Below are 23,736 nucleotides of genomic sequence, written 5' to 3' on the forward strand. Positions count from 1 at the left end.
CGGGACCTCTCGGTCCCGACGGCCCTTCGGCTGTCAAAGGTCAGCTCTTGGCGGCGGATCCGGCGCCGTTGCCGGCACCGTGCTCCACGTCCTTCCCGGAGTCCGCGGCCGGTTCCGCGTCCGCGCCGGGGCCCGGTGCGGCGTCCTGGGGCTCGGAGTCCTCGGCACCGGAGCCCTTCACGGCCTCGTCCGCGTCGTCCGCACCCTTGTCATCCGTCTTCTCGGCCTGGTCGGCCTTCCGCTCCACGATCTCCTCGCGGCCGGGGCTGACCCGCGCCGAGATCACCATGTAGACCACCGCGAGCACGAAGACGACGATCGCCGTCCACACGTTGAGGCGGACACCGAGGATGTGATGCGCCTCGTCGACGCGCATGTACTCGATCCAGGCCCGGCCCGCACAGTAGGCGGCGACGTACAGCGCGAAGGCGCGTCCGTGGCCGAGCTTGAAGCGGCGGTCGGCCCAGATCACCAGGACGGCGACGCCGATGCACCAGAGCGACTCGTACAGGAAGGTCGGGTGGTAGTACCCGGCCTCCCGGTTCGCGCTCTCGGTGATCTTCAGGGCCCAGGGGAGGTCGGTCGGCCGGCCGTACAGCTCCTGGTTGAACCAGTTGCCCCAGCGGCCGATGGCCTGGGCGAAGGCGATACCGGGAGCGATGGCGTCGGCGTACGCGGGGAGGGGGATGCCCCGGCGGCGGCAGCCGATCCAGGCACCCACCGCGCCGAGCGCGATGGCGCCCCAGATGCCGAGGCCGCCCTCCCAGATCTTGAAGGCGTCGACCCAGTTCTCACCCTCGCTGAAGTACAGCTGGTAGTCGGTGATCACGTGGTACAGGCGTCCGCCGACGAGGCCGAAGGGCACCGCCCAGACGGCGATGTCGGCCACGGTGCCGGCGGTGCCGCCCCGGGCGATCCAGCGCTTGTTGCCGTACCAGACGGCGACGAAGACACCGATGATGATGCAGAAGGCATAGCCGCGCAGCGGGATCGGTCCGAGGTTGATCACGCCGGTCGACGGGCTGGGAATATAGGCAAGGTCCATGGCAGGACCGACGCTACCCTGCCGGGCGGGCGGGACGGCAGCCCACCCGGCAACGTATGGGTAACTAAGGCGCCGAGGGCGAGGCCGTACCGGGCTTCTTGCCCTTGTTGGCCTCGGTGACCCACTTCTTCAGGTTCTCCGGGGAGATCTGCTCGTTCCCCTTCGTCGGGAAGATCGATTCTCCGTTGAGCAGGACGGACGGCGTGCCGCGGAAGCCGCCGTTCTGGAAGGCCTCGTTCGACTTCACCACCCAGCTGTCGTGCGTACCGTCGTTCACACAGCCGCGGAACGTGGGTGTGTCGAGTCCGGGCACCTTCGCCGCCAGCTCGATCAGCTTCTCGTTCTTCCCGAAGGCGTCGTCCGTCTCCTGCGGCTGGTTGATGTAGAGCGTGTCGTGGTAGGCGGTGAACTTCCCCGCGTCCTGGGCGCACGCGGCCGCGTTCGCCGCTCGCAGCGAGCCGCTGCCCCCCATGTTCCCGTCGATGAGGGTGGCGAGGTGGTACTCGGTCCTGAGCGCGCCGGAGGCCTCGAGCTCGTGGATCGCGTCCCGCATGACGTTCTCGAACTGGGCGCACGCCGGGCAGCGGAAGTCCTCCCAGATCTGGAGCGTCGACGGCGCGTCCGCCCTGCCCGTCGGGATGGCGGGCTTGCCGTCCTCCTCGGTCGCCCCGGTCGGGGCGACCACCGGACCCGCCTTGTCCGACCCGCCGTCCTTGTCGCCGCCCGCGGCGATCACGCCGACGACCGCCGCCAGGCCGAGAACGCCGACCACCGCCGCCGACACGATCAGGACGCGCCGCTGCTTCTCGCGGGCCTTCTCGCGCTCACGCTGCTGCTTGAGGCGCTCCCGCGCGCTCGCTGTACCGTCACCACGGTTGTTCTCGCTCACGCCTCAGGAACGAACCGGGGAGGCACGTGCGTGCCTCCCCGGTCGCAGATCCACCCGGATGGGTTACGAAACGCGGCGGACACCCTCGGCGAGTTCGGCCGCCAGTTCCCTTACGGCGGCGAGTCCCGCCGCCTCGTCGCCTTCGGCGTCGAGGATCCGCTTCACGAACGCGGAGCCGACGATGACACCGTCGGCGAAGGCCGCGACCTCCTTGGCCTGGACGGCGTTGGAGACGCCGAGCCCGACGCAGACGGGGAGGTCCGCCGTGGCCCGGGTACGGCGGACGAGGTCGGCCGCCTGCTCGCCGACCGACTCGCGGGTACCGGTGACGCCCATCAGGGAGGCCGCGTAGACGAAGCCGGAGCCGGCCGCCGTGATGGTGGCGAGGCGCTCGTCCCTGCTGCTGGGCGCGACGACGAAGACGGTGGCGAGACCGCGCTTGTCGGCGTGCTCGCGCCAGACGGCGGACTCCTGGACCGGCAGGTCCGGCAGGATGCAGCCGGCGCCGCCCGCCGCGGCGAGCTCCTCGGTGAAGCGCTCGATGCCGTACCGGTCGATCGGGTTCCAGTACGTCATGACGAGGACCGGCTTTCCGGTGGCCTCGTGGGCCTCGCGGACCGTGCGCATCACGTCGGCGATCTTGACGCCGCCGCGCAGGGCGATGTCGTCGGCGGTCTGGATGACCGGTCCGTCGAGGACCGGGTCGCTGTGCGGGAGGCCGACCTCGACCACGTCCGCACCGCCGTCGAAGACGGCTTTGATCGCCGCGATGCCGCCGTCGACGGTCGGGAAGCCGGCCGGGAGGTACGCGATGAGCGCGGCCCGGTCCTCCGACTTCGCCTTGGCGAGGGTGTCGCTGAGCAGCTGGATGTTGCCGGTCACTTGGCGTCTCCCTCGATCTCCGCGGTTCCGGCGCCGGCGTCCGCGGCGACCTCTGCGTCGGTGTCGTACAGCCCGAAGTAGCGGGCGGCCGTGTCCATGTCCTTGTCGCCGCGCCCGGAGAGGTTGACGAGCAGCAGGGCGTCCCTGCCGAGCTCCTTGCCCACCTCGATGGCCCCGGCGAGGGCGTGCGCCGACTCGATGGCCGGGATGATGCCCTCCGTACGGGAGAGCAGCCGCAGCGCCTGCATGGCGGCGTCGTCGGTGACGGCGCGGTACTCGCCGCGCCCGCTGTCCTTGAGGTACGCGTGCTCGGGGCCGATGCCCGGGTAGTCGAGGCCGGCCGAGATCGAGTACGGCTCGGTGATCTGGCCCTCCTCGTCCTGGAGGACGTACGAGCGGGAACCGTGCAGGATGCCGGGCTCGCCCGCGGTGAGGGTGGCCGCGTGCTCACCGGTCTCGACGCCGTGGCCGGCCGGCTCGCAGCCGATCAGGCGGACGTCCGTGTCCGGGACGAAGGCGTGGAAGAGGCCGATGGCGTTGGAGCCGCCGCCGACGCAGGCGATCGCCGCGTCGGGGAGGCGTCCGGCGCGCTCCAGGATCTGGCGGCGGGCCTCGACGCCGATGACCCGGTGGAAGTCCCGGACCATGGCGGGGAAGGGGTGCGGGCCGGCGACGGTGCCGAACAGGTAGTGGGTCCTGTCCACGTTGGCGACCCAGTCGCGGAAGGCCTCGTTGATGGCGTCCTTGAGGGTGCGGCTGCCGGACTTCACGGCGACGACCTCGGCGCCGAGCATGCGCATGCGGGCCACGTTGAGGGCCTGGCGCTGGGTGTCGACCTCGCCCATGTAGATGGTGCAGTCGAGGCCGAAGAGGGCGCAGGCGGTGGCGGTGGCCACGCCGTGCTGTCCGGCGCCGGTCTCGGCGATGACCCGGGTCTTGCCCATGCGCTTGGTCAGCAGGGCCTGGCCGAGCACGTTGTTGATCTTGTGCGAGCCGGTGTGGTTGAGGTCCTCGCGCTTGAGGAAGATCCGGGCGCCGCCGGCGTGCTCGGCGAACCGCGGGACCTCGGTGAGGGCGCTCGGCCGGCCCGTGTAGTCGACCATCAGCGCGTTGAGCTCGCGGGCGAACTCGGGGTCGGTCTTCGCCTTGTCGTACTCGACGGCGACCTCGTCGACGGCGGCGACGAGGGCCTCGGGGATGAACTTGCCGCCGTAGGCGCCGAAGTAGCCCTCCGGGCTGGGGACCTGACCGTCGGGATCGGGAAGGAAGAACTCGCTGGACATGCGGCTGCTCCTCGCGGGGCGGGTGCCCCGGGATACGTGTGGGTGATGGTCACGTGATGCGCGCGTACGCGTGACGCCGACGGCCCGCCTCGCACCGCCCCCGTTGTGGGCATCTGTTCCGCAAGGGCGGAACGGGTGGGCACAACGGAACGGCGCCCCTTGCCGGGCCTAGGCTTCCGCGCCTAAACCCGCACCCGGTGCGCCGCGCACAGTGGGTGCGGGCACGCGCAGGGGGCGGAGGCGCCCGCCAAGGGCGCCGTCCCGTGTGCCCACCCGTCCCGCCCTGCGGGACGATTGCCCACACGGCGGCGGAAGAGGCGTCAGGTGGCGTCGAGGTCGTGGGTGAGTGCGCGCGCGAGGCGCGGGCGCCATCGCATCCCGTTGACCTGGCCGGGCTCGGAGCCGATGACGTACCGCACCCGGCGGCCGTGGACACGGCGGGCGGGCGCACGGCAGCCGCGCGGCCGGCAGCCCCGGGCCAGCGGGGCGTGGGCGGGGACGGACGCGGCGGTACGCAGCAGGCGCCGCCGTCCCACGAGGTTCGCCGACGGCATGCCGACCGGGCCCGGGGCGGTGCTCCGGGAGGTCGGCGTGGCGCGGCGGAGGGTCATGGCTCCGGTCAGCTCCGGCCGTGCCGCAGGGCCGGGTGCGCGCCGGCGGCGACGAGGTCGGCGACGGCGGCCTTCGGGTCGCGGCCGGTCACGAGGGACTCGCCGACCAGGACCGCGTCGGCGCCCGCGTTGGCGTAGGCGATGAGGTCGTGCGGGCCGCGGACCCCGGACTCGGCGATCTTGACGATGTTCGCCGGGATCTCGGGGGCGACGCGCTCGAAGGTGGAGCGGTCGACCTGGAGGGTCTTGAGGTCGCGCGCGTTGACGCCGATGATCCGGGCGCCCGCGTCGACGGCGCGCTCGACCTCTTCCTCGTCGTGCACCTCGACCAGCGGGGTCAGCCCGATGGACTCGGCGCGCTCGATGAGGGAGACCAGCGCCTCCTGCTCCAGGGCGGCGACGATGAGGAGCGCGAGGTCCGCTCCGTACGCCCGTGCTTCCCAGAGCTGGTACGCGGTGACGATGAAGTCCTTGCGCAGGACCGGGATGTCGACCTTGGCCCTGACGGCCTCCAGGTCGGCGAGCGAACCGCCGAAGCGGCGCTGTTCGGTGAGGACGGAGATGACGGCCGCGCCGCCCGCCTCGTAGTCCGCGGCGAGACCCGCCGGGTCGGCGATCGCGGCGAGTGCGCCCTTGGACGGGCTGGAGCGCTTGACCTCGCAGATCACCTTGACGCCGTCCCCGCGCAGTGCGGCGACGCCGTCCTTGGCCTGCGGCGCCTTGGCGGCGCGCTCCTTGAGCTCGTCGAGGGTGACCCGCGCCTGCCGCTCTGCGAGGTCGGCGCGTACGCCTTCGATGATCTCGTCGAGCACACTCACGCGAGGGGCCCCCTTCCGGGACGGTGATGGTGATGAAGAACCAGGTTCAGCCACTTCGATCCTATCCGCAGGACGGCTCCGTAACCGCATCGGCCGGAGGCGCGTCCCATCTGCTGGGACTCCCGGAGGGGCGCCCGTGGTGCCGCACCGCACCCTCAGGGGGCAAGGGCGGAGCCGAACGGAAGGTTCCGGATCAGCGTGAAGAGGGCGAGGACGGTGCCGACCCCCCACCACAGGACCGGGGAGGCCGCGAGGCGCATGGGCACCCCGCGGATGGCACGAATCAGCCAGAGGGTCATGAGGACGCCGAAGAGTCCGTAGCCGGCGACGGCGAGGGCGTTGGCGCCGAGGGCGGCCGGGAGGTCGCCGTGGACGAAGGCGTGGGCGCTGCGGAGCCCGCCGCACCCGGGGCAGTAGAGACCGGTGAAGCGGAGCAGCGGGCAGACGGGGTAGTGCCCGGGTTCGTTGGGGTCGACGGCCCCGACGTACGCGAAGGCGGCGGCGACCCCGGCGAGGGTGGCGACCGGCGCGACCAGCCGCCGCGCGAGCGACCGGGGCGTAGCGGCCGGTACGGGTCCCGGCGCACCGGACGGGGGCCACGCGGGCGCGTGCGGGCGGCCCCCCTCCGGCCCGGAACCGCCGGGCCACGCGTGCGCGTGCGCCGGTGCCGGTCCGTCCGCCGGAGCCCGTACGCCCGTGTCCGTCGGCGGCGATGCCGAACCGGCCGTAGGAGCCCGTACGCCCGCCGGGGCCGGTGCGTCCGTCGGCGGCGATGCCGGGCCGTCCGTCGGGGCCGGCGTGTCCGGCACGGCGGGTTCACCCGGGTGGGTGAGGGAAGTGTCTGTCACGGCTGCGGCCGTCGGCTGCGGGTCCACGCGGTGATTCTCGCCCCGGACGCGCGAGAGCGCAGCCCGGCACGGCCGGGCTGCGCTCTCGGATGCGTCGTGTCGCGTCAGGAACGGGCCCGCGCGGTCGTGGTCGCGGCCTCGCGCGCGGCGGTGACGGCCTCCGACTCCTTGGGCATGCCAAGGCCGGCCACCTTCATCGCGCCGCCGACGATGCCGCCGAGCACGATGACACCCATGCCGACCCAGAAACCGGGCAGGTTGACGGCCACCATGCAGACTCCGGCGATGCAGAAGCCGATGAAGGAGATGATGACACCGGTCCAGGCGGCCGGGGTGTGTCCGTGGGCGCTGCCCGCCATGAGTTGCTCCTCGTTGCAGTTGCTCGATGGTGAGGTCTCGCGTGCGCGGACACTCGGCGCTCATTGTCCCGCACGCGGGCGCGCGAGGGTGAATCGGGGGTACCGGGGCGATCACGCGTCGCGGTCGGCGCCCCCGTCACGGACCGTGGGTGGGGTCCTCGCCGCGGTCCAGGGCCTTCCAGAGGTCTTCCGGCCGGTCGGGGTCGGTCGTGGGGGCCTTGCGTGCGGCGCGCGGGGTGCCGGAGCGCTCGTAGCGGCCGCCCATCGCGGGCCAGCCCTTGCCGTAGCGGAGGGCGAGGAGGCCGGCGAGCAGGATGAGGACGCCGCCCGCGGCGGTCACGTACGGCCAGGCGGTGTGGGTCAGGTCGGCGACGGTGGCCGCGGTGTCGCCGCTGATCCGGGCGGCCTCGGCGTTCAGGGCGGCGCTGTCGGACGCGCCGAGGACCGCGGCGAGTGCGGCGCCCGCGCCGCTGAGCGCGAGGAGCGCGGCGACGAGGGTGCGGCCGGTGCGGCGGACGGCGAAGACGGCGAAGAGCGCGGCGAGGCCGACGATCGCGAGGGCGGTCGGCACGCCGGTGACGGTGCCGCCCTCGGCTTCGACGGGGACGGTGCCGCCGCCGACGGACGCGGTGCCCTCCGCCCAGATCTGGCCGGCGGAGAGCAGGACGACGGTGGCGCCGAGGGCGCCGAGGAGGAGGGCCGCGGCCAGGCTGCGACGGCCACCGGTGGGGACGGCCGCGCGGGCGGCCCGGGGCTGGGGTACGGGTACGGCACTCACGTACCCCACTATCCCCTACGGGCTCAGCCGGCGTTCATCCGGTTGGCGGTGTGGACGGCGCGGAGGACGGCCGCTGCCTTGTTGCGGCACTCGTTGTCCTCGGCGACGGGGTCGGAGTCGGCGACGACACCCGCTCCGGCCTGCACGTACGCGGTGCCGTCGCGGAGCAGGGCGGTGCGGATGGCGATGGCCGTGTCCGCGTCGCCGGCGAAATCGAGATAACCGACACACCCGCCGTAGAGGCCGCGCCGGGAGGGTTCGAGTTCCTCGATGATCTGCATGGCGCGGGGCTTGGGCGCGCCGGAGAGCGTGCCGGCCGGGAAGCAGGCGGTGAGGACGTCGAAGGCGGTCTTCCCCTCGGCGACCTCGCCGGTCACGGTGGACACGATGTGCATGACGTGCGAGTAGCGCTCGACGGACATGAAGTCGACGACCTCGACGGAGCCGGGTGCGCAGACCCGGCCGAGGTCGTTGCGGCCGAGGTCGACGAGCATGAGGTGCTCGGCGCGTTCCTTGGGGTCGGCGAGCAGTTCCTCGGCGAGGTCGTGGTCCTCCTGCGGGGTGGCGCCGCGGTGCCGGGTGCCGGCGATGGGGTGGACCATCGCGTGCCCGTCCTCGACCTTGACGAGGGCCTCGGGGCTGGATCCGACGACGTCGAAGCCGTTCTCGAAGCGGAAGAGGTACATGTACGGGGACGGGTTGGTGGCCCGCAGGACCCGGTAGACGTCGAGCGCGGAGGCGGTGCAGGGCGTCTCGAACCGCTGGGAGGGCACGACCTGGAAGGCCTCGCCGGCCCGGATGCGCTCCTTGATGTCCTCCACGGCGTCCTGGTAGGCCGGGCCGCCCCAGAGCGCGGAGACTGTGCCGGTTTCAAACGGCGGCAGTTCGGAGGCGGGCAGGGCGGTGGGGGCGGTGGCGACGGGGCGGGCCAGGTCGGCCTCCATCGCGTCGAGGCGGGCGACGGCGTGCGCGTACGCCTCCTCGACGCCGGTCTCCAGGTCGTTGTGGTTGATCGCGTTGGCGATCAGGAGGACCGAGCCGTCCCAGTGGTCGAGGACCGCGAGGTCGCTGGTGAGGAGCATGGTCAGCTCGGGCAGCCTCAGGTCGTCGCGGCCGTGCTCGCCGATCTTCTCCAGGCGGCGGACGATGTCGTAGCCGAGGTAGCCGACCATGCCGCCGGTGAAGGGCGGCATGCCCGAGGCCAGGTCGCGCGGGGTGTGGAGGGTCTCGACGGTGGCGCGCAGGGCCTGGAGCGGGTCGCCGTCCGTGGGGACGCCGACGGGCGGGGTGCCCAGCCAGTGGGCCTCGCCGTCCTTCACCGTCAGGGTGGCGTCGCTGCGGACGCCGATGAAGGAGTAGCGCGACCAGCTGCGGCCGTTCTCCGCCGATTCGAGGAGGAAGGTGCCGGGCCGTTCGGCGGCGAGCTTGCGGTAGAGCCCGACCGGGGTGTCGCCGTCCGCGAGCAGCCGGCGGCTGACGGGGATGACGCGGCGGTCGGCCGCCAGCTTGCGGAAGGTGTCGAGATCCATGGCGCCAGACCCTACTCGGATGCGAGGAGCACGTCGGCGTCGAAGCAGGTCCGGGCGCCGGTGTGGCAGGCGGCCCCGACCTGGTCGACCTTGACGAGGACGGTGTCGGCGTCGCAGTCGAGGGCGACGGACCTGACGTGCTGGAAGTGGCCCGAGGTGTCGCCCTTGACCCAGTACTCCTGGCGGCTGCGGGACCAGTAGGTGCAGCGGCCGGTGGTGAGGGTGCGGTGCAGGGCCTCGTCGTCCATCCAGCCGAGCATCAGCACCTCGCCGGTGTCGTACTGCTGGGCGATGGCGGGGAGGAGCCCGTCCGGGCTGCGCTTGAGCCGGGCGGCGAGGGCCGGGTCGAGATTGCTGCTCATGGCGCCATTGTGCCGCGCCCGTCGGGGGTGTCCGGCGGAGCGTCCACTGGGCGGACCGGCGGCGACCGCCGTACGCTGGCGGTCATGTCGACCCATGCCAAACGTGAACGGCTTCTGCTCGCCGACTTGTTGGAGGCGGCCGGTCCGGACGCCCCGACGCTCTGCGAGGGCTGGCGGACCCGGGACCTCGCGGCCCATGTGGTGGTGCGGGAGCGGCGCCCCGACGCGGCCGCCGGTTCGCTCGTGCCGGCGCTGAAGGACCGGCAGGACCGGGTGATGGCGGAGTTCGCCGACAAACCGTACGAGGAGCTGATCCAGCTCATCCGTACGGGTCCGCCGCGGTTCTCGCCCTTCACCATCAAGCAGGTGGACGAGGGGGCGAACGTCGTCGAGTTCTACGTCCACGCCGAGGACGTGCGCCGCGCCCAGCCCGACTGGTCGTCGCGGGAGCTCGACCCGGTCTTCGCGGACGCCCTCTGGTCCCGTCTGGAGCGCACCGCCCGTCTCCTCGGCCGCAAGGTCCCGGTGGGCCTCGTGCTGCGCCGCCCGAACGGCCAGACGGTGGTGGCGCACCGGGGCACCCCGGTGGTGACGGCCTCCGGGGAGCCCGGCGAGCTGACGATGTACCTGTACGGGCGCCAGGCCTCGGCCAAGGTGGAGCTCGACGGGGAGCCGGAGGCGATCGAGCGGCTGCGGGAGACGAAGCAGCTGGGGCTCTGACCGGGGCCCCGGCGGGACAGGCCGCTAGCGGGGCAGTTCCGCGCGGCGGAGGGCCTTGACCGAGAGGCCGTAGATCCCACCCAGGGCGCAGACGGCGGCGCTGGCGGTGAAGACCGGCGCCGGTCCCCACAGGCCGACGGCCGCGCCGGTGAGCGGGAAGCTCAGCGGGGCGACGCCGAGGCTGAAGAAGGTGGTCACCGAGGTGACCCTGCCGAGGTAGGCGGGGGCGCACTCGGTCTGGGTGAGCGCTCCGCACAGGGCGCCGCTGAGCCCGGCGAGCAGGCCGACCGTGACGGCCACGGCCACGGCCACCGGCAGCCGCGGGACGTACGCGAGGGCGCCGATCGACACCGCGCCGAGGGCGATGGTCCAGGAGAGGACCCGGCCGGCGCGCGGGACGCGGCCCCGTACGGTCAGGAGCAGTGACGCGGCCCCCGCTCCCGTACCGAAGCCGGCGAGGACCCAGCCGATGCCGGCGGCGCCCCAGCCGCGCTGGTCGGAGAGGAGCGCGAGGCCGACGTTGAGGGGACCGACGAAGCCCAGGTCGCTCAGGGCGACGACGATCACGAGCGGTCCGAGGACGCGGTGCCGGCGGAGGTAGCGGAGTCCGTCGGTCAGGTCGCGCAGGGCCGTGGTCTTCTCCCTCGGCGCCTCGTCGGCCGGCAGCGGCGAGAGGCGGAGCGCCAGGAGCAGGGGCAGCGAGAAGGCGAAGAGCAGACCGGCGGCGCCGAACGCGGCGGCCGATCCGCCGAGGGCGACCGCGAGCCCGCCGAGCGGGGCGCCGACCAGGACCGAGGTCCGGTAGGCGAGGTTCCGCATCCCCTGGACCCGGGCGAGCTGGGCGGCGGGGGCGATCCGCGGCGGCAGGGCGCCGACGGCGGGCATGAAGAGGGCGTCCACGGCTCCGAAGACGAGGGCGACGGCCGCGAGGACCCAGAGCCCGGGGCTGGTGAGCGCGAGGAGCGCGGCGACGCCGAGGACGACGCCGCAGCGGACGGCGTCGGAGGAGATGACGACCCGCCGGGGCCCGAAGCGGTCGGCGACCACTCCCCCGAAGAGCATGAGCAGGGCGCGCATCACGGCGCTGAGGGCGAGGACGGTCCCGGCCTGCGCGGGCGTGCCGCTCTGGACGGCGGCCCAGGAGAGGGCCAGGTGGTAGACCATGTCGCCGGTGGCGGACGCGGTGTACGCACCGAGCCAGCGCAGGACGTTGGGGTCGCGGTAGGCGGGGCGCTCGGCGGCGGCGAGCAGCGTGGCCGTCATGAGCGGTACGGGAACGCGTGGAGGTGCACGGCGACGTTCTCGCGGCCCTCGGTGTCGCCGGCCGCTTCGGCGGCGCGGGCGGCCTGGTCGTACTTCTGGAGGACGGCTTCGAGTTCCTTGCCGAGGGCGGTGAGTTCGGCGGCGTTGAGGCGGGGCAGCCACTCGGCGCTGAGGGAGGCGGAGCGCCACTCCTCGGACCAGGTGAGCCGTTCGTCGAGGAAGCGGCGGTGGAGTTCGACGCGCTGTTCGTTGACCGTACGGCCGAAGGCGTCGCTCGCGGCGACCAGTTCGGGGGCGCCCCTGACGTCCTCCTCCTGGATGCTGAAGCCGTACGAGCTGGGCTTCCACCAGCGTTCGCGGCCGTCCGCCGACTGCGTCTCGGCCTCCTCGATCAGACCGTGGTCGGCGAGCTTGCGCAGGTGGTAGCTGACGAGGGAGACGGCCTCGTCGACCTGGTCGGCGAGCTGGGACGCCGTGGCGGTGCGGGCCACGAAGAGGGCGCGGTAGAGGCGCATCCGCAGCGGGTGCGAGATGGCTTTGAGGGTGCCGAGATCGGTGATCCGGCGGTTCTCCGGCGAGGTCATGACACGACGTTAGACAGGAAGGAAAAACTGCGCAATGAGAATTGCACAAATAATCCTGTGCATCTCGCGAAGAAGGAGGGCCCCCGGAGGGGCCCTCCCGCGCACCCGCTCAGCGGACCGGCCGGCCCGCCTCCCGCAGCGCGTCCTTGACCTGCGAGATCCGCAGGTCGCCGAAGTGGAAGACGGAGGCCGCGAGCACCGCGTCCGCGCCCGCCGCCACGGCCGGCGCGAAGTCGGAGAGCTTCCCGGCTCCGCCGGAGGCGATCACCGGCACCGTGACGTGCTTGCGCACGGCCGCGATCATCTCGGTGTCGTAGCCGTCCTTCGTCCCGTCCGCGTCCATCGAGTTGAGCAGGATCTCCCCCGCACCCAGCTCGGCGGCCCGGTGCGCCCACTCGACGGCGTCGATGCCGGTGCCCTTGCGGCCGCCGTGCGTCGTCACCTCGAAGGAGCCCGAGGCCGTACGCCGGGCGTCGACCGACAGGACGAGGACCTGGCGGCCGAAGCGCTCCGCGATCTCCTGGATCAGCTCGGGGCGCGCGATGGCGGCGGTGTTGACGCCCACCTTGTCGGCGCCGGCCCGCAGCAGCTTGTCGACGTCCTCCGCCGACCGGACGCCGCCGCCGACCGTGAGCGGGATGAAGACCTGCTCGGCGGTGCGGCGCACCACGTCGTAGGTGGTCTCGCGGTTGCCGGAGGACGCGGTGATGTCGAGGAAGGTCAGCTCGTCGGCGCCCTCGGCGTCGTACAGCTTGGCCATCTCGACGGGGTCACCGGCGTCCCGCAGGTTCTGGAAGTTGACGCCCTTCACGACCCGGCCGTTGTCCACGTCCAGGCAGGGGATCACGCGTACGGCGAGGCTCATGCCGCATCACCCCGGAAGGCTTCCACCTCGACCTCGACGACCAGACTCGGGTCGACGAAGCCGGAGACGATGATCATGGAGGCGGCGGGGCGGACGGCGTCGAAGAGCTCCTTGTGCGCGCGGCCGACCTCGTCCACGTCCCGGGCGTGGGTGATGTACATCCGGGTGCGCACGACGTGCTCCGGGCCCATGTCCAGCTGCTTCAGCGCCGAGAAGGCCACGTTGAAGGAGTTCATCGCCTGCTCGTAGGGGCCTCCGCCGGCGATCTGGCCGCCGACCACCGACGTACAGCCGGAGACCAGGACCAGACCGTTCGGCAGCCGCACCGCTCGCGAGTAGCCGAACTGGTCCTCCCAGGGAGCGCCGGTCACGACCTTGCGGACCTCGGCGGTCACGGCTTCACCACCGCGAGCGCCTCTTCCAGGGTGAACGCCTTGGCGTACAGCGCCTTGCCGACGATCGCGCCCTCCACGCCCAGCGGGACCAGCTCGGACAGGGCCCGCAGGTCGTCGAGGGAGGACACGCCGCCGGAGGCGACGACGGGCTTGTCGGTGGCCGCGCAGACGTTCCTCAGGAGCTCCAGGTTGGGGCCCTGGAGGGTGCCGTCCTTGGCGATGTCGGTGACGACGTAGCGGGAGCAGCCCTCGGAGTCGAGGCGGGCGAGCGTCTCGTAGAGGTCGCCGCCGTCGCGGGTCCAGCCGCGGCCGCGGAGGGTCGTGCCGCGTACGTCGAGGCCGACGGCGATCTTGTCGCCGTGCTCGGCGATGACCTTGGCGACCCACTCGGGCGTCTCCAGGGCGGCGGTGCCGAGGTTGACGCGGGTGCAGCCGGTGGCGAGGGCGGCGGCCAGCGAGGCGTCGTCGCGGATGCCGCCGGAGAGCTCGACCTTGATGTCCATGGCTTCGGTGACCTGGCGGACCAGGTCGCGGTTGTCGCCGGTGCCGAAGGCGGCGTCGAGGTCGACCAGGTGGAGCCACTCGGCGCCGGCACGCTGCCAGGCCAGGGCGGCCTCCAGCGGGGCGCCGTAGGAGGTCTCGCTGCCGGACTCGCCGTGGACGAGCCGGACGGCCTGGCCGTCGCGGACGTCGACGGCGGGGAGGAGTTCGAGAGTGCTCACAGGGTTCCGATCCAGTTGGTGAGGAGCTGGGCGCCGGCGTCGCCGGACTTCTCGGGGTGGAACTGGGTGGCCCACAGGGCGCCGTTCTCGACGGCGGCGACGAAGGGCTCGCCGTGGGTGGTCCAGGCGACCTTGGGGGCGCGCATGTTGGGGTTGCCGACCTCCAGGGTCCACTCGCGCACCCCGTAGGAGTGCACGAAGTAGTACCGGGCGTCGGCGTCGAGGCCCGCGAACAGCTCGCTGCCCTCGGGGGCGTCGACCGTGTTCCAGCCCATGTGGGGGACGACGGGGGCGTTCAACGGCTCGACCGTACCGGGCCACTCGTCGAGGCCCTCGGTCTCCACGCCGTGCTCGATGCCGTGCGCGAAGAGGATCTGCATGCCGACGCAGATGCCCATGACCGGGCGGCCGCCGGAGAGGCGGCGGCCGACGATCCAGTCGCCGCGGGCCTCCTTGAGCCCCTGCATGCAGGCGGAGAAGGCGCCGACGCCGGGGACGAGGAGCCCGTCCGCGTTCATGGCCTTCTCGTAGTCGCGGGTGATCTCGACGTCGGCGCCGACGCGGGCGAGCGCGCGCTCGGCGGAGCGGACGTTGCCGAAGCCGTAGTCGAAGACGACGACCTTCTTGGGCGTGCTCACGGTGCTCATTCCCAGATTCCCTGGATCCGCAGGACGCCGGCGACCAGGCACATCACGGAGGCGATGGCGAGGACGGCGATCACGCCCTTGGGCAGCTGTTGTTTGGAGAAGGAGTACACACCGCCGGCGAGGAAGAGCCCGACGACGATGAGGACGGTGGAGAGGCCTGTCATGGAGTTAGAGCGCGCCCTTCGTGGAGGGGAGGATGCCGGCGGCGCGCACGTCGCGCTCGGAGGCGTAGCGGAGGGCGCGGGCGAGGGCCTTGAACTGGCACTCCACGATGTGGTGGGCGTTGCGCCCGTACGGGACGTGGATGTGCAGCGCGATCTGGGCCTGGGCGACGAACGACTCGAAGATGTGCCGGGTCATCGTCGTGTCGTACGAGCCGATCATCGGCGCCATGTTCTCGGGCTCGGTGTGCACGAGGTACGGGCGGCCCGAGAGGTCCACGGTCACCTGGGCGAGCGACTCGTCGAGCGGGACCGTGCAGTTGCCGAAGCGGTAGATGCCGACCTTGTCGCCGAGGGCCTGCTTGAAGGCGGCGCCGAGGGCGAGGGCGGTGTCCTCGATGGTGTGGTGCGAGTCGATGTGCAGGTCGCCGTCGGTCTTGACCGTCAGGTCGAACAGACCGTGCCGGCCGAGCTGGTCGAGCATGTGGTCGTAGAAGCCGACCCCGGTCGACACGTCGACCTTTCCGGTGCCGTCGAGGTCGATCTCGACGACGACGGAGGTCTCCTTGGTGGTGCGCTCAACGCGGCCTACGCGGCTCATCGCTCTGCTCCTTCATCAATTCACGAACCGCGTCGAGGAACGCGTCGTTCTCTTCGGGGGTGCCGGCGGTGACCCGTAGCCAACCCGGTACGCCGTTGTCCCGGACCAGGACGCCCTGGTCGAGGATCCGCTGCCAGGCCGCGTGCGCGTCGGGGAACCTCCCGAACTGCACGAAGTTGGCGTCCGAGTCGGTGACCTCGCAGCCGAGGGCGCGGAGCTCGGTGACGAGCCGGTCGCGCTCGGCCTTGAGCTGCTCGACGTACCCGAGGAGGGTGTCGGTGTGCTCGAGGGCGGCGAGCGCGGTCGCCTGGGTGACGGCGGAGAGGTGGTACGGCAGGCGGACCAGCTGGACGGCGTCGACCACGGCCGGGTGGGCGGCGAGGTAGCCGAGGCGGAGTCCGGCGGCGCCGAAGGCCTTGGACATGGTCCGGGAGACCACCAGGTTCGGGCGGCCCTCCAGGAGGGGCAGCAGCGAGTCCCGGTGGCTGAACTCCACGTAGGCCTCGTCGACGACCACCATCGAGGGCCTGGCCGCCTGGGCCGCCTCGTACAGGGCGAGGACGGTGTCGGCCGCGACCGCTGTGCCGGTGGGGTTGTTGGGGGAGGTGATGAAGACGACGTCGGGCCGGTGCTCGGCGATCGCCTTCGTGGCCGCCGCCACGTCGATGGTGAAATCCTCGTTCCGCGGACCGGAGATCCAGCCCGTGCCGGTGCCGCGGGCGATCAGGGCGTGCATCGAGTACGAGGGCTCGAAGCCGATGGCGGTACGGCCGGGGCCGCCGAAGGTCTGAAGCAGCTGCTGGAGGACCTCGTTGGAGCCGTTGGCCGCCCACACGTTCTCGACGGCGACCGGGTGCCCGCCGGTACGGGTGAGGTAGCGGGCGAGCTCGGTGCGGAGCTCGACCGCGTCCCGGTCGGGGTAGCGGTTGAGGCCGCGGGCGGCCTCGGCGACCCGCTCCGCGATCCGGGCCACGAGCGGCTCGGGCAGCGGGTAGGGGTTCTCGTTGGTGTTCAGCTGGACGGGGACGTCGAGCTGGGGCGCGCCGTAGGGGGACTTGCCGCGCAGCTCGTCGCGGACGGGCAGGTCGTCGATCCGGATCTCGGTCACTTGCTTTCCGGCACCTTCCATCCGAACCTCGCCTTGATCGCCGCGCCGTGGGCCGGGAGGTCCTCGGCCTCGGCGAGGGTGACGACGTGGTGGGCGACGTCGGCGAGCGCGTCACGCGTGTAGTCCACGATGTGCACGCCGCGCAGGAAGGACTGCACGGAGAGGCCCGAGGAGTGGCAGGCGCAGCCGCCGGTGGGCAGGACGTGGTTGGACCCGGCGCAGTAGTCGCCGAGGGAGACCGGCGCCCAGGGGCCGACGAAGACCGCGCCCGCGTTGCGGACCCGGTCGGCGACGGCGGAGGCGTCGCGGGTCTGGATCTCCAGGTGCTCGGCTCCGTAGGCGTCGACGACCTTGAGGCCCTCGTCGATGCCGTCCACGAGGACGATCGCGGACTGCTTCCCCGAGAGGGCGGGGACGATCCGGTCGTCGATGTGCTTGGAGGCGGCGACCTGGGTCTTCAGCTCGGCCTCGGTGGCGGCGGCCAGCTCCTCCGAGTCGGTGACGAGGACGGAGGCGGCCATCGGGTCGTGCTCGGCCTGGCTGATGAGGTCGGCGGCGACGTGGACGGCGTCGGCGGAGGAGTCCGCGAGGATCGCGATCTCCGTCGGTCCGGCCTCCGCGTCGATGCCGATGCGGCCCTTGAGGAGACGCTTGGCGGCGGCCACGTAGATGTTGCCGGGGCCGGTGACCAGGTTGACCGGGGCGCAGCCCTCGGGGCCCTCCGTGCCGTACGCGAACATGGCGATGGCCTGGGCGCCGCCGGCGGCGTAGACCTCGTCGACGCCGAGCAGGGCGCAGGCCGCCAGGATCGTGGGGTGCGGAAGGCCGCCGAACTCCTTCTGCGGGGGCGAGGCGATGGCCACGCCCTCGACTCCGGCCTCCTGGGCGGGGACGACGTTCATCACGACGGAGGACGGGTAGACGGAGCGGCCGCCCGGCACGTACAGGCCGACGCGGTCGACCGGGATCCACTTCTCCGTGACCGTGCCGCCGGGGACGACCTGGGTGGTGTGGGTGGTGCGGCGCTGCTCACGGTGGACGAGGCGGGCGCGGCGGATGGACTCCTCGAGGGCGGCGCGGACGGCCGGGTCGAGCTCGTCCAGGGCGCGGGTGAGCTCCTCGGCGGGGACGCGCAGCCGCTCCAGGCGCACGCCGTCGAATTTCTCCCCGTAGTCGATCACCGCGGCCGCGCCATGATGCCGTACGTCCTCGCAGATCGGCCGCACCGTCTCCAGGGCGGCTTCCACGTCGAACTCGGCACGGGGCAGCAGGTCGCGCAGGGCGGAACCCTCGGGGAGGGCCTCGCCGCGCAGATCGATTCGAGAGATCACGGGTCAATTCTCGCAGACGGCCTACAACGCCGGTCGCCCGTATCAACAGCTGATACATGCCATTCACTGACCGATACACGCCACACTGGCGTCTTGTCGCCACCCCTGACCGTTAGCGTTCAGCCCGTCACACAGCGGGAAGAACGGCTGTACGAATCCACGGGACCCCGGAAACGGAATCGTGGATTCGGGGGAACGGATCGTGGAAAGCGAGGGGGGCGGCAGTGACCGAGCCGCACGAGGACGGGATGCCGGACGGTCTCACGGGCCCGGAGCGGGCCATGTGGCGGGCGTTCCGCGTCGGCAGGACGTGCGATCTGACGGAGGGGATCGCGGAGCGGGACGACCCCTTCGGGGGACAGGAGTGGGGGGAGGAGCGGAGCGTCCGCGCCGATGTGGTGGCGCTGCTGCTGCTCGCCGGACCACCGGCCAGGTCCGGCCGGGTGGCCGCGCTGAAGCTGCGCGGGGTCCGGATCACGGGCGTGCTCAATCTGGCGGGCGGGACGATAGGGCCGTACGTCGAGCTGCACGGCTGCCGGTTCGACGGCGAGGTGGTGCTGCCCGAGGCCCGCTTCGGCACGTTGCGAATGGTCGAGTGCGCGCTGCCGCGTCTTGAGGCCGCCCGGCTGCACACCGAGGGGGACCTGCACCTTCCGCGCTGCCGGGTGACGTGGGGCATCCGTCTCACCGACGCGCAGATCGGCACGGACCTGCTCGTCAACCAGATCCAGGTGTGGCCGGACCGGCGGGGACGGGCCATCGCCGCGGACGGTCTCGTGGTCGCCCAGGACCTCCAGGCCGAGCTGATCGAGACGCACGGGGAGCTGAGCCTGCGCGGGGCGAAGATCGGCGTCTCGCTCAGCCTCCGGGGCAGCGTGCTGCGCGGCGCGCAGGGCCGCCGCGCGCTCAACGCGCCCCAGCTGACGGTGGAGCGCTCTCTCTATCTGAACGCGGCCTGGGTGTACGAGGACGCGCATTTCACCGGAAGCACCACGACCACCCCGCCGTACGGGGTGACGCCCGCCCAGGGCGCCCACCGCAAGCCGGTGGAGTTCCACGGCGGGGTGCGGCTCGACGACGGCCGGTTCGGTGACGCGGTGGACCTCCACCACGCCCGGTTCCTCCTTGACGGGGCCCGCCGGGAGGAGGTCTCGCTGCGCCGGATCGTCACCCCGGAGCTGAGGTTCAACGGGGAGCGCCCCGAGGAGGGCCGCGTCGTGCTCAACGGCGCCAAGGTCGTCACGCTGATCGACCTGTCGACCAGCTGGCCGGGCCCCGGCGGGCTCGCGATGGGCGGCTTCGCCTACGAGAACCTCGTGCCGTACGGGCACTTCCCGCTGGCCCGGCGCCTGGAGTGGGTGGCGGCGGCGACCCCGGAGTACGCCCCCGAGCCGTACGAACGCCTCGCGACCGTCCTGCGCAACAGCGGGGAGGACGCCGACGCCCGCGAGGTGCTGCTGGCCAAGCAGCGGCGCAGACGCGAGACCCTGCCGGTGGCGGGCAAGCTCTGGGGATACCTCCAGGACCTGACCGTGGCGTACGGCTACCGCCCGGGGCGTGCGGCGCTGTGGATGGCGGTCCTGTGGGCGGCGGGCACGGTGGTCTTCTCCCGCTACCGCCCGATACCGCTGAAGGCGGACGAGGCGCCCGCCTGGAACGGCCCGCTGTACGCCCTGGACCTGCTGATCCCGGTGATCAACCTCGGCCAGGACGGCTACTGGCGGCTCGAAGGCGTCTGGCAGTGGGTGGCGGCGGTGCTGATCCTGCTCGGCTGGATCCTGGCGACGACGGTGGCGGCGGGCGCGACCCGGCTCCTGAGCAGGGGCTAGGGGGGACCCGGCTCCTGAGCAGGGGCTAGGGGTGTCGTCACTCGCGCATGGCGTCGCGAGGCAGGCGGAGGTTTGGTGTACGGGCTGTGAGGTGGGCTGCCGCGGCCGGAGGAGCCGGGACAGAATAGGGAGCACCATGTCCTTGTTCCGTGCCCTGATCGGCGCCGTCCGCTCGGCGCGGCACACCCCGCGGCTCGCCGCCGGCTTCGTCCCGGACGACGACGTGCTGCTCGACGCCCCGGACGAGCGGCTCGGCCCCGCCCTGGTCGCCGCCGCCCTCGACGACCCGGAGCCGGCCGCGAAACTGCTCGCCACCACCCGGGACGCCGGCGAGTGGGAGGACCGCGACCGGTACGTCACCCGGCTCGCCACCTTCGCGCACCACAGGGACGACTGGCTGACCCACTGGCTCTCCGCCGCGCCCGGTGACCCCGACGCCCTGCTCGTCACGGCGCAGCTCTCCGTCCGCAGGGCCTGGGAGTCCCCCGCGCGGGCCGAGCGGCTGCGCGAGCTCGGCCCGCTGATCTCGGCGGTCGCCCAGGAGGCCTCGCACGACCCGGTGCCGTGGCGGCTCGCCCTGGACCACGCGCGCGGGTCGCACGCCGGGCACACCGTCTTCGAGTCGCTCTGGGCGCAGGCGGTGCGCCGCTCCCCGCACCACTACGGCTCCCATGCCGCGGCCCTCAAGTACCTCTCCGCGCAGTGGTACGGCTCACACCGGGCCGCCTTCGACTTCGCCGAGCAGGCGGCCGACGACGCCGCCGCCGACTCGCTCGTACGGGCGTTGCCGGTGCGGGCCGCCTACGACCGGCTGCGGGTGCCGGCGCATCTGGACCCGTCCGTGGTGGAGGCCCGGATCGACCGGGCGGCGCACCGCGCCCTGGCCCTTTCGGCGTCCTTCCCGACAGGGGACCCCTGGCCCGCTGAGATCCGGAACCTGCTCGCGTACGTGCTGGTCGAGCGCGGGCGGTGGGAGGAGGCGGCGGAGGAGTTCGGCCGGATCGGGGCCCACGCGACCTCCTTCCCGTGGGGGGCCGCGCGGGGTGCCGTAGGGGAGGATCCTCCCCCCAGCTCTCAGCTTCGCTCGAACAGGGGGGACCCCCTGCGCGGTTTCCTCGCCGCGCGGGACCGGGTGCGGGGCGAGCTGGCCCGCCGGACGCCGCTGTGGGGCACCGGAGGAGGACGGGCCGGACGAGGCGGGCCCGGCGGCCATTAGGCTGACCGCTGTGACCACCGCTCGCCTGCCTCTCTTTCCGCTCAACACGGTGCTGTTCCCGGGCCTCGTGCTGCCGCTGAACGTCTTCGAGGCGCGTTATCGCGCCATGATGCGCGAGCTGCTCACGATCGACGACACGGAGCCGCGCCGCTTCGCCGTCGTCGCCATCCGGGACGGCCGCGAGGTCGCGCCGACCGCGCCGGGCATGCCGGACCAGACGGCGCTGCCGGAGAAGGGCCCGGCGGCGGGCTTCGGCTCCGACCCGATCCAGGCCTTCCACCGGGTCGGCTGCATCGCCGACGCGGCGTCGATCCGGGAGCGCTCCGACGGCAGCTTCGAGGTGATGGCCACCGGCACGACCCGGGTGAAGCTGCTCTCGGTCGACGCCGGCGGGCCGTTCCTCGTCGCGGAGGTCGAGGAGATCCCGGAGGAACAGGGCGAGGAGGCCGGCCCCCTCTCCGAGGGGGTGCTGCGGGCCTTCCGCAGCTACCAGAAGCGGCTCGCGGGGGCGCGGGAGCGTTCGCTGACGACGAGCGAGCTGCCGGACGACCCCTCGGTGGTGTCGTACCTGGTCGCGGCCGCGGCGGTGCTCGACACCCCGTCGAAGCAGCGGCTGCTCCAGGCCCCGGACACGGCGACCCGGCTGCGCGAGGAGCTGACGCTGCTCCGCGCGGAGACGGCGGTACTGCGGCACCTGCCGTCGCTGCCCGTGGTGGACCTGACGCAGACCCCGACGTACCCGAACTGACCCGGCCCGAGCAGACCGGAAGCCGGTCCGGAACCAGCCGATCCGAGCCGATCCGAGCCAGGAAGAGCGAGCGCGTGGCGAAGAAGCAGAAGAAGAACAGTGGCGGCACGCCGGCGACGGTGGCCCTGACGGCGGCCGGTACGGACTTCACCCTGCACGCGTACGAGCACGACCCGGCCTCCCCCTCGTACGGCGAGGAGGCGGCGGAGGCCCTCGGGGTCTCCCCCGACCGGGTCTTCAAGACGCTCGTGGCGGACGTCGACGGCGAGCTGACCGTCGCCGTGGTCCCGGTCGCGGGCCAGCTCGACCTGAAGGCGCTGGCCTCCGCGGTCGGCGGCAAGCGGGCGGCGATGGCGGACCCGACGGCGGCGGAGCGCACCACGGGCTACGTCCGCGGCGGCATCTCCCCGCTCGGCCAGCGCAAGCGGCTCCGTACGGTCCTCGACGCCTCGGCCTCGGACCACGCGTCCATCTGCGTCTCGGCGGGCCGGCGCGGTCTCGAAGTGGAGCTCTCCCCCACGGACCTGGCCGCCCTCACCTCCGCGGTGGTGGCCCCGATCGGCCGCGTCTGACGGTCGTCCGCGCGCGGCCGCCGGGCCGGCCCGTCAGCTCGGGGTCGGGCCGTGGCCGTACGCCTTCGGCTGGTCCCACGGCTCCGGTTCCGGGTCGCGGGGGCCGAAGAGGCCCATGAGCGCCAGGTACACGATCATCGCGGCGAGCGGCCAGGCCAGCATCGCGGCGGCCGCCAGGTTCAGTTCGAGCGGCGCCTCGAAGGGGACGCCGGCGCCGACCGCCTTCGCGTGCGCGACCACGTTCCGCGTGGGACCGAAGTACGTCCCGAGGCCCCAGGCGAGCAGCGAGCCGAGCACACCGCCGAGCGCGAGCCCGAGCACCAGCGGGACCCCGCCCTTGCGGCGCAGCAGGAAGACGACGAGCGCGGCGACCGCGCCGAAGGCGAGGGCGAGGAGCACGAACGTCCCGTCCGCGCCGATCGCCGCCTCCCCCTCGGAGTTGCGGAGGTAGACCCCCTTGCCGTCCGAGATGAGCAGGACACGCGGGGCCAGGTTCAGCCACAGCACTCCGAGCAGCGCCCCCGCGACCGCCGAGACGAGGGTCACCAGAACGCCCCGCACGACCTCGGCCGCGGTGATCGGGTCCCCTGCCGGGCCGAGCGTCGGCGGGGGCGGCGGCGGCCAGTCGGGGTCGTGCGGCTGCGGCTGGTGAGGCGGAGTCAGAGGTGCGGTCACCCCGCCATCGTGCCAGGTGCTCCCGGGTCCCGCCTCAGCGGACGGCGGCCCGCCGGTACGCCCAGGTCGCGACCGCGAGGGAGACCACGCCGACCACCCCGCAGACGGCGAGGTCGAGGGCGACGGCCGCCCAGTCGGGGTGCGGGTCGAAGGTGCGGGCCAGGGCCTCCACGCCGTACGTCGACGGCAGCAGGTCGCGGGCCCAGCCGATGGGCTCCGGCAGCCGCTCCGCCGGGAGGACGCCGAGGAGCAGCGCCGCCGACATGCCGAGCTGGCCGAGGAGGGTGGCCAGCTCCTGGCGGGGCGCGAGGAGTCCGAGGGCGGCGCCGAGCCCGGCGAGGGCCGCCCCGGCGAGCGGGACGACGGCGGCGAGGATCCAGAGGTGCCCGAGGGGCAGCCCGAAGAGCACGGAGCCGGCGACGGCGGTGACGGCGGTGCCGGGCACGGTGAAGGAGGCGTACGCCCCGGCCGCGCCGAGCACGACGGCGGCGGGCGGCACGGGCAGGGTGGCGTAGTGGTCGAGGCCGCCGGTCGCCCGCAGCTGCCCGAAGTACTGGGCGAGCAGGTTGAGCGCGACGAAGGCGACGACGAGGACGGTGGAGCCGGCCACGACGGCGCGCGCCTCGGAGCCGCCGTCGACGACCCCGCGCATCAGGACCATGATCCCGATGGACTGGAAGGTGGCCACGAAGAGGAGCGGGATGCGGGCGACCCGGGCCCGGGAGAGCTGCGCGCGGTAGACGGCGGCCATGGCCGGAAGGAGACGGGCGCGCGGGGCGAGGGGCGCCGCGGCGTCCTCGTCGTCGAGGGCCCGGAGGGGAAGCGCGCCGGTCGGCAGGACCTCGGCGGGCACGGTGCTCACTGCGTACAGCTCCTGACGGTCACGTACGGGACG

28 protein-coding genes are annotated in these 23,736 nt (G+C 73.0%); 5 read left to right on the forward strand and 23 right to left on the reverse strand.

All coding sequences use genetic code 11. The features are described 5' to 3' along the window. Positions 1-40: 40 nt before the first annotated feature. From lgt to hisI, 11 genes are all read right to left on the reverse strand, one after another. Positions 41-1,045 (reverse strand): prolipoprotein diacylglyceryl transferase, encoded by a 1,005-nt coding sequence (gene lgt, locus ACZ4VK_RS01150; protein ID WP_468347183.1) that lies wholly within the window; start codon positions 1,043-1,045, stop codon positions 41-43. A gap of 64 nt (positions 1,046-1,109) precedes the next feature. Further along, positions 1,110-1,934: a DsbA family protein gene (locus ACZ4VK_RS01155; protein ID WP_468347185.1), complete on the reverse strand. Its 825-nt coding sequence runs from the start codon at positions 1,932-1,934 to the stop codon at positions 1,110-1,112. A gap of 63 nt (positions 1,935-1,997) precedes the next feature. Continuing rightward, a complete protein-coding gene (trpA, locus tag ACZ4VK_RS01160) occupies positions 1,998-2,816 on the reverse strand; it encodes a tryptophan synthase subunit alpha (protein ID WP_468347187.1) in 819 nt (272 codons plus the stop codon). Then, positions 2,813-4,099 carry a tryptophan synthase subunit beta gene (gene trpB / locus ACZ4VK_RS01165; protein WP_468347189.1) on the reverse strand — a complete coding sequence of 429 codons (1,287 nt, stop codon included), beginning with the start codon at positions 4,097-4,099 and terminating at the stop codon, positions 2,813-2,815. The genes trpA and trpB overlap by 4 nt, the downstream gene beginning before the upstream one ends. Positions 4,100-4,419: 320 nt before the next feature. After that, on the reverse strand, positions 4,420-4,710 hold the full coding sequence (gene trpM, locus ACZ4VK_RS01170) for a tryptophan biosynthesis modulator TrpM (protein WP_468347190.1): 291 nt from the start codon (positions 4,708-4,710) through the stop codon (positions 4,420-4,422). Between the two features lie 8 nt (positions 4,711-4,718). Beyond that, positions 4,719-5,528, reverse strand: a complete 810-nt coding sequence (gene trpC / locus ACZ4VK_RS01175) for an indole-3-glycerol phosphate synthase TrpC (RefSeq protein ID WP_468347192.1) — start codon at positions 5,526-5,528, stop codon at positions 4,719-4,721. A 155-nt stretch (positions 5,529-5,683) separates the two neighbouring features. After that, positions 5,684-6,376, reverse strand: a complete 693-nt coding sequence (locus tag ACZ4VK_RS01180; protein WP_468347194.1) for a DUF2752 domain-containing protein — start codon at positions 6,374-6,376, stop codon at positions 5,684-5,686. A gap of 104 nt (positions 6,377-6,480) precedes the next feature. Next, entirely contained in the window at positions 6,481-6,735 is a 255-nt protein-coding gene (locus ACZ4VK_RS01185; RefSeq protein ID WP_468347195.1) for an HGxxPAAW family protein, read from the reverse strand. Positions 6,736-6,871: 136 nt separating this feature from the next. Further along, complete coding sequence (locus tag ACZ4VK_RS01190) at positions 6,872-7,522, reverse strand: TIGR02234 family membrane protein (protein WP_468347197.1); 651 nt, start codon at positions 7,520-7,522, stop codon at positions 6,872-6,874. A gap of 14 nt (positions 7,523-7,536) precedes the next feature. Beyond that, a complete protein-coding gene (locus ACZ4VK_RS01195; protein WP_468347199.1) occupies positions 7,537-9,042 on the reverse strand; it encodes an anthranilate synthase component I in 1,506 nt (501 codons plus the stop codon). Positions 9,043-9,053: 11 nt separating this feature from the next. Then, entirely contained in the window at positions 9,054-9,404 is a 351-nt protein-coding gene (hisI, locus tag ACZ4VK_RS01200) for a phosphoribosyl-AMP cyclohydrolase (RefSeq protein ID WP_468347200.1), read from the reverse strand. Positions 9,405-9,488: 84 nt separating this feature from the next. Here hisI and ACZ4VK_RS01205 point away from each other — a divergent pair, with 84 nt between their 5' ends. Next, positions 9,489-10,124: a TIGR03085 family metal-binding protein gene (locus ACZ4VK_RS01205; protein WP_468347202.1), complete on the forward strand. Its 636-nt coding sequence runs from the start codon at positions 9,489-9,491 to the stop codon at positions 10,122-10,124. A gap of 24 nt (positions 10,125-10,148) precedes the next feature. Here ACZ4VK_RS01205 and ACZ4VK_RS01210 read toward each other — a convergent pair whose 3' ends face one another. The 10 genes from ACZ4VK_RS01210 to hisD form a co-directional block, all read right to left on the reverse strand. After that, positions 10,149-11,387 carry an MFS transporter gene (locus ACZ4VK_RS01210; protein ID WP_468347204.1) on the reverse strand — a complete coding sequence of 413 codons (1,239 nt, stop codon included), beginning with the start codon at positions 11,385-11,387 and terminating at the stop codon, positions 10,149-10,151. Further along, a complete protein-coding gene (locus ACZ4VK_RS01215; RefSeq protein ID WP_468347206.1) occupies positions 11,384-11,971 on the reverse strand; it encodes an ArsR/SmtB family transcription factor in 588 nt (195 codons plus the stop codon). The genes ACZ4VK_RS01210 and ACZ4VK_RS01215 overlap by 4 nt, the downstream gene beginning before the upstream one ends. Positions 11,972-12,080: 109 nt before the next feature. Further along, the gene (hisF, locus tag ACZ4VK_RS01220; protein WP_468347208.1) at positions 12,081-12,836 is read right to left on the reverse strand and encodes an imidazole glycerol phosphate synthase subunit HisF; all 756 of its coding nucleotides are present in this window, start codon (positions 12,834-12,836) and stop codon (positions 12,081-12,083) included. Then, entirely contained in the window at positions 12,833-13,231 is a 399-nt protein-coding gene (locus tag ACZ4VK_RS01225; protein ID WP_468347210.1) for a RidA family protein, read from the reverse strand. Before ACZ4VK_RS01225 ends, hisF begins: the two co-directional genes overlap by 4 nt. Continuing rightward, a complete protein-coding gene (gene priA / locus ACZ4VK_RS01230) occupies positions 13,228-13,953 on the reverse strand; it encodes a bifunctional 1-(5-phosphoribosyl)-5-((5-phosphoribosylamino)methylideneamino)imidazole-4-carboxamide isomerase/phosphoribosylanthranilate isomerase PriA (RefSeq protein WP_468347211.1) in 726 nt (241 codons plus the stop codon). Before priA ends, ACZ4VK_RS01225 begins: the two co-directional genes overlap by 4 nt. After that, positions 13,950-14,600: an imidazole glycerol phosphate synthase subunit HisH gene (hisH, locus tag ACZ4VK_RS01235; RefSeq protein ID WP_468347213.1), complete on the reverse strand. Its 651-nt coding sequence runs from the start codon at positions 14,598-14,600 to the stop codon at positions 13,950-13,952. Before hisH ends, priA begins: the two co-directional genes overlap by 4 nt. Then, on the reverse strand, positions 14,597-14,764 hold the full coding sequence (locus ACZ4VK_RS01240; protein WP_389682955.1) for a hypothetical protein: 168 nt from the start codon (positions 14,762-14,764) through the stop codon (positions 14,597-14,599). Before ACZ4VK_RS01240 ends, hisH begins: the two co-directional genes overlap by 4 nt. A gap of 4 nt (positions 14,765-14,768) precedes the next feature. Next, entirely contained in the window at positions 14,769-15,362 is a 594-nt protein-coding gene (gene hisB, locus ACZ4VK_RS01245) for an imidazoleglycerol-phosphate dehydratase HisB (RefSeq protein ID WP_351213136.1), read from the reverse strand. Further along, positions 15,340-16,470 carry a histidinol-phosphate transaminase gene (locus tag ACZ4VK_RS01250; protein ID WP_468347216.1) on the reverse strand — a complete coding sequence of 377 codons (1,131 nt, stop codon included), beginning with the start codon at positions 16,468-16,470 and terminating at the stop codon, positions 15,340-15,342. Before ACZ4VK_RS01250 ends, hisB begins: the two co-directional genes overlap by 23 nt. Beyond that, complete coding sequence (hisD, locus tag ACZ4VK_RS01255; protein WP_468347218.1) at positions 16,467-17,801, reverse strand: histidinol dehydrogenase; 1,335 nt, start codon at positions 17,799-17,801, stop codon at positions 16,467-16,469. The genes ACZ4VK_RS01250 and hisD overlap by 4 nt, the downstream gene beginning before the upstream one ends. A 224-nt stretch (positions 17,802-18,025) precedes the next feature. Between hisD and ACZ4VK_RS01260 the strand changes: the two genes are divergently transcribed. From ACZ4VK_RS01260 to ybaK, 4 genes are all read left to right on the forward strand, one after another. Continuing rightward, positions 18,026-19,630, forward strand: a complete 1,605-nt coding sequence (locus ACZ4VK_RS01260) for an oxidoreductase (RefSeq protein WP_468347220.1) — start codon at positions 18,026-18,028, stop codon at positions 19,628-19,630. A 136-nt stretch (positions 19,631-19,766) separates the two neighbouring features. Continuing rightward, positions 19,767-20,846, forward strand: coding sequence for a hypothetical protein (locus ACZ4VK_RS01265; protein WP_468347222.1), 1,080 nt, complete (start codon positions 19,767-19,769; stop codon positions 20,844-20,846). Positions 20,847-20,856: 10 nt separating this feature from the next. Then, positions 20,857-21,594, forward strand: coding sequence for an LON peptidase substrate-binding domain-containing protein (locus ACZ4VK_RS01270; protein WP_468347223.1), 738 nt, complete (start codon positions 20,857-20,859; stop codon positions 21,592-21,594). Positions 21,595-21,668: 74 nt separating this feature from the next. After that, positions 21,669-22,166, forward strand: coding sequence for a Cys-tRNA(Pro) deacylase (gene ybaK / locus ACZ4VK_RS01275; protein ID WP_468347225.1), 498 nt, complete (start codon positions 21,669-21,671; stop codon positions 22,164-22,166). A gap of 33 nt (positions 22,167-22,199) precedes the next feature. Here the strand turns inward: ybaK and ACZ4VK_RS01280 are convergent, their stop codons facing one another. Beyond that, positions 22,200-22,841, reverse strand: a complete 642-nt coding sequence (locus ACZ4VK_RS01280) for a DUF2567 domain-containing protein (protein WP_468347226.1) — start codon at positions 22,839-22,841, stop codon at positions 22,200-22,202. Positions 22,842-22,875: 34 nt separating this feature from the next. After that, a complete protein-coding gene (locus tag ACZ4VK_RS01285; RefSeq protein WP_468347228.1) occupies positions 22,876-23,703 on the reverse strand; it encodes an ABC transporter permease in 828 nt (275 codons plus the stop codon). Positions 23,704-23,736 lie beyond the last annotated feature (33 nt).

This window comes from Streptomyces sp. NPDC028711, from assembly GCF_055565415.1.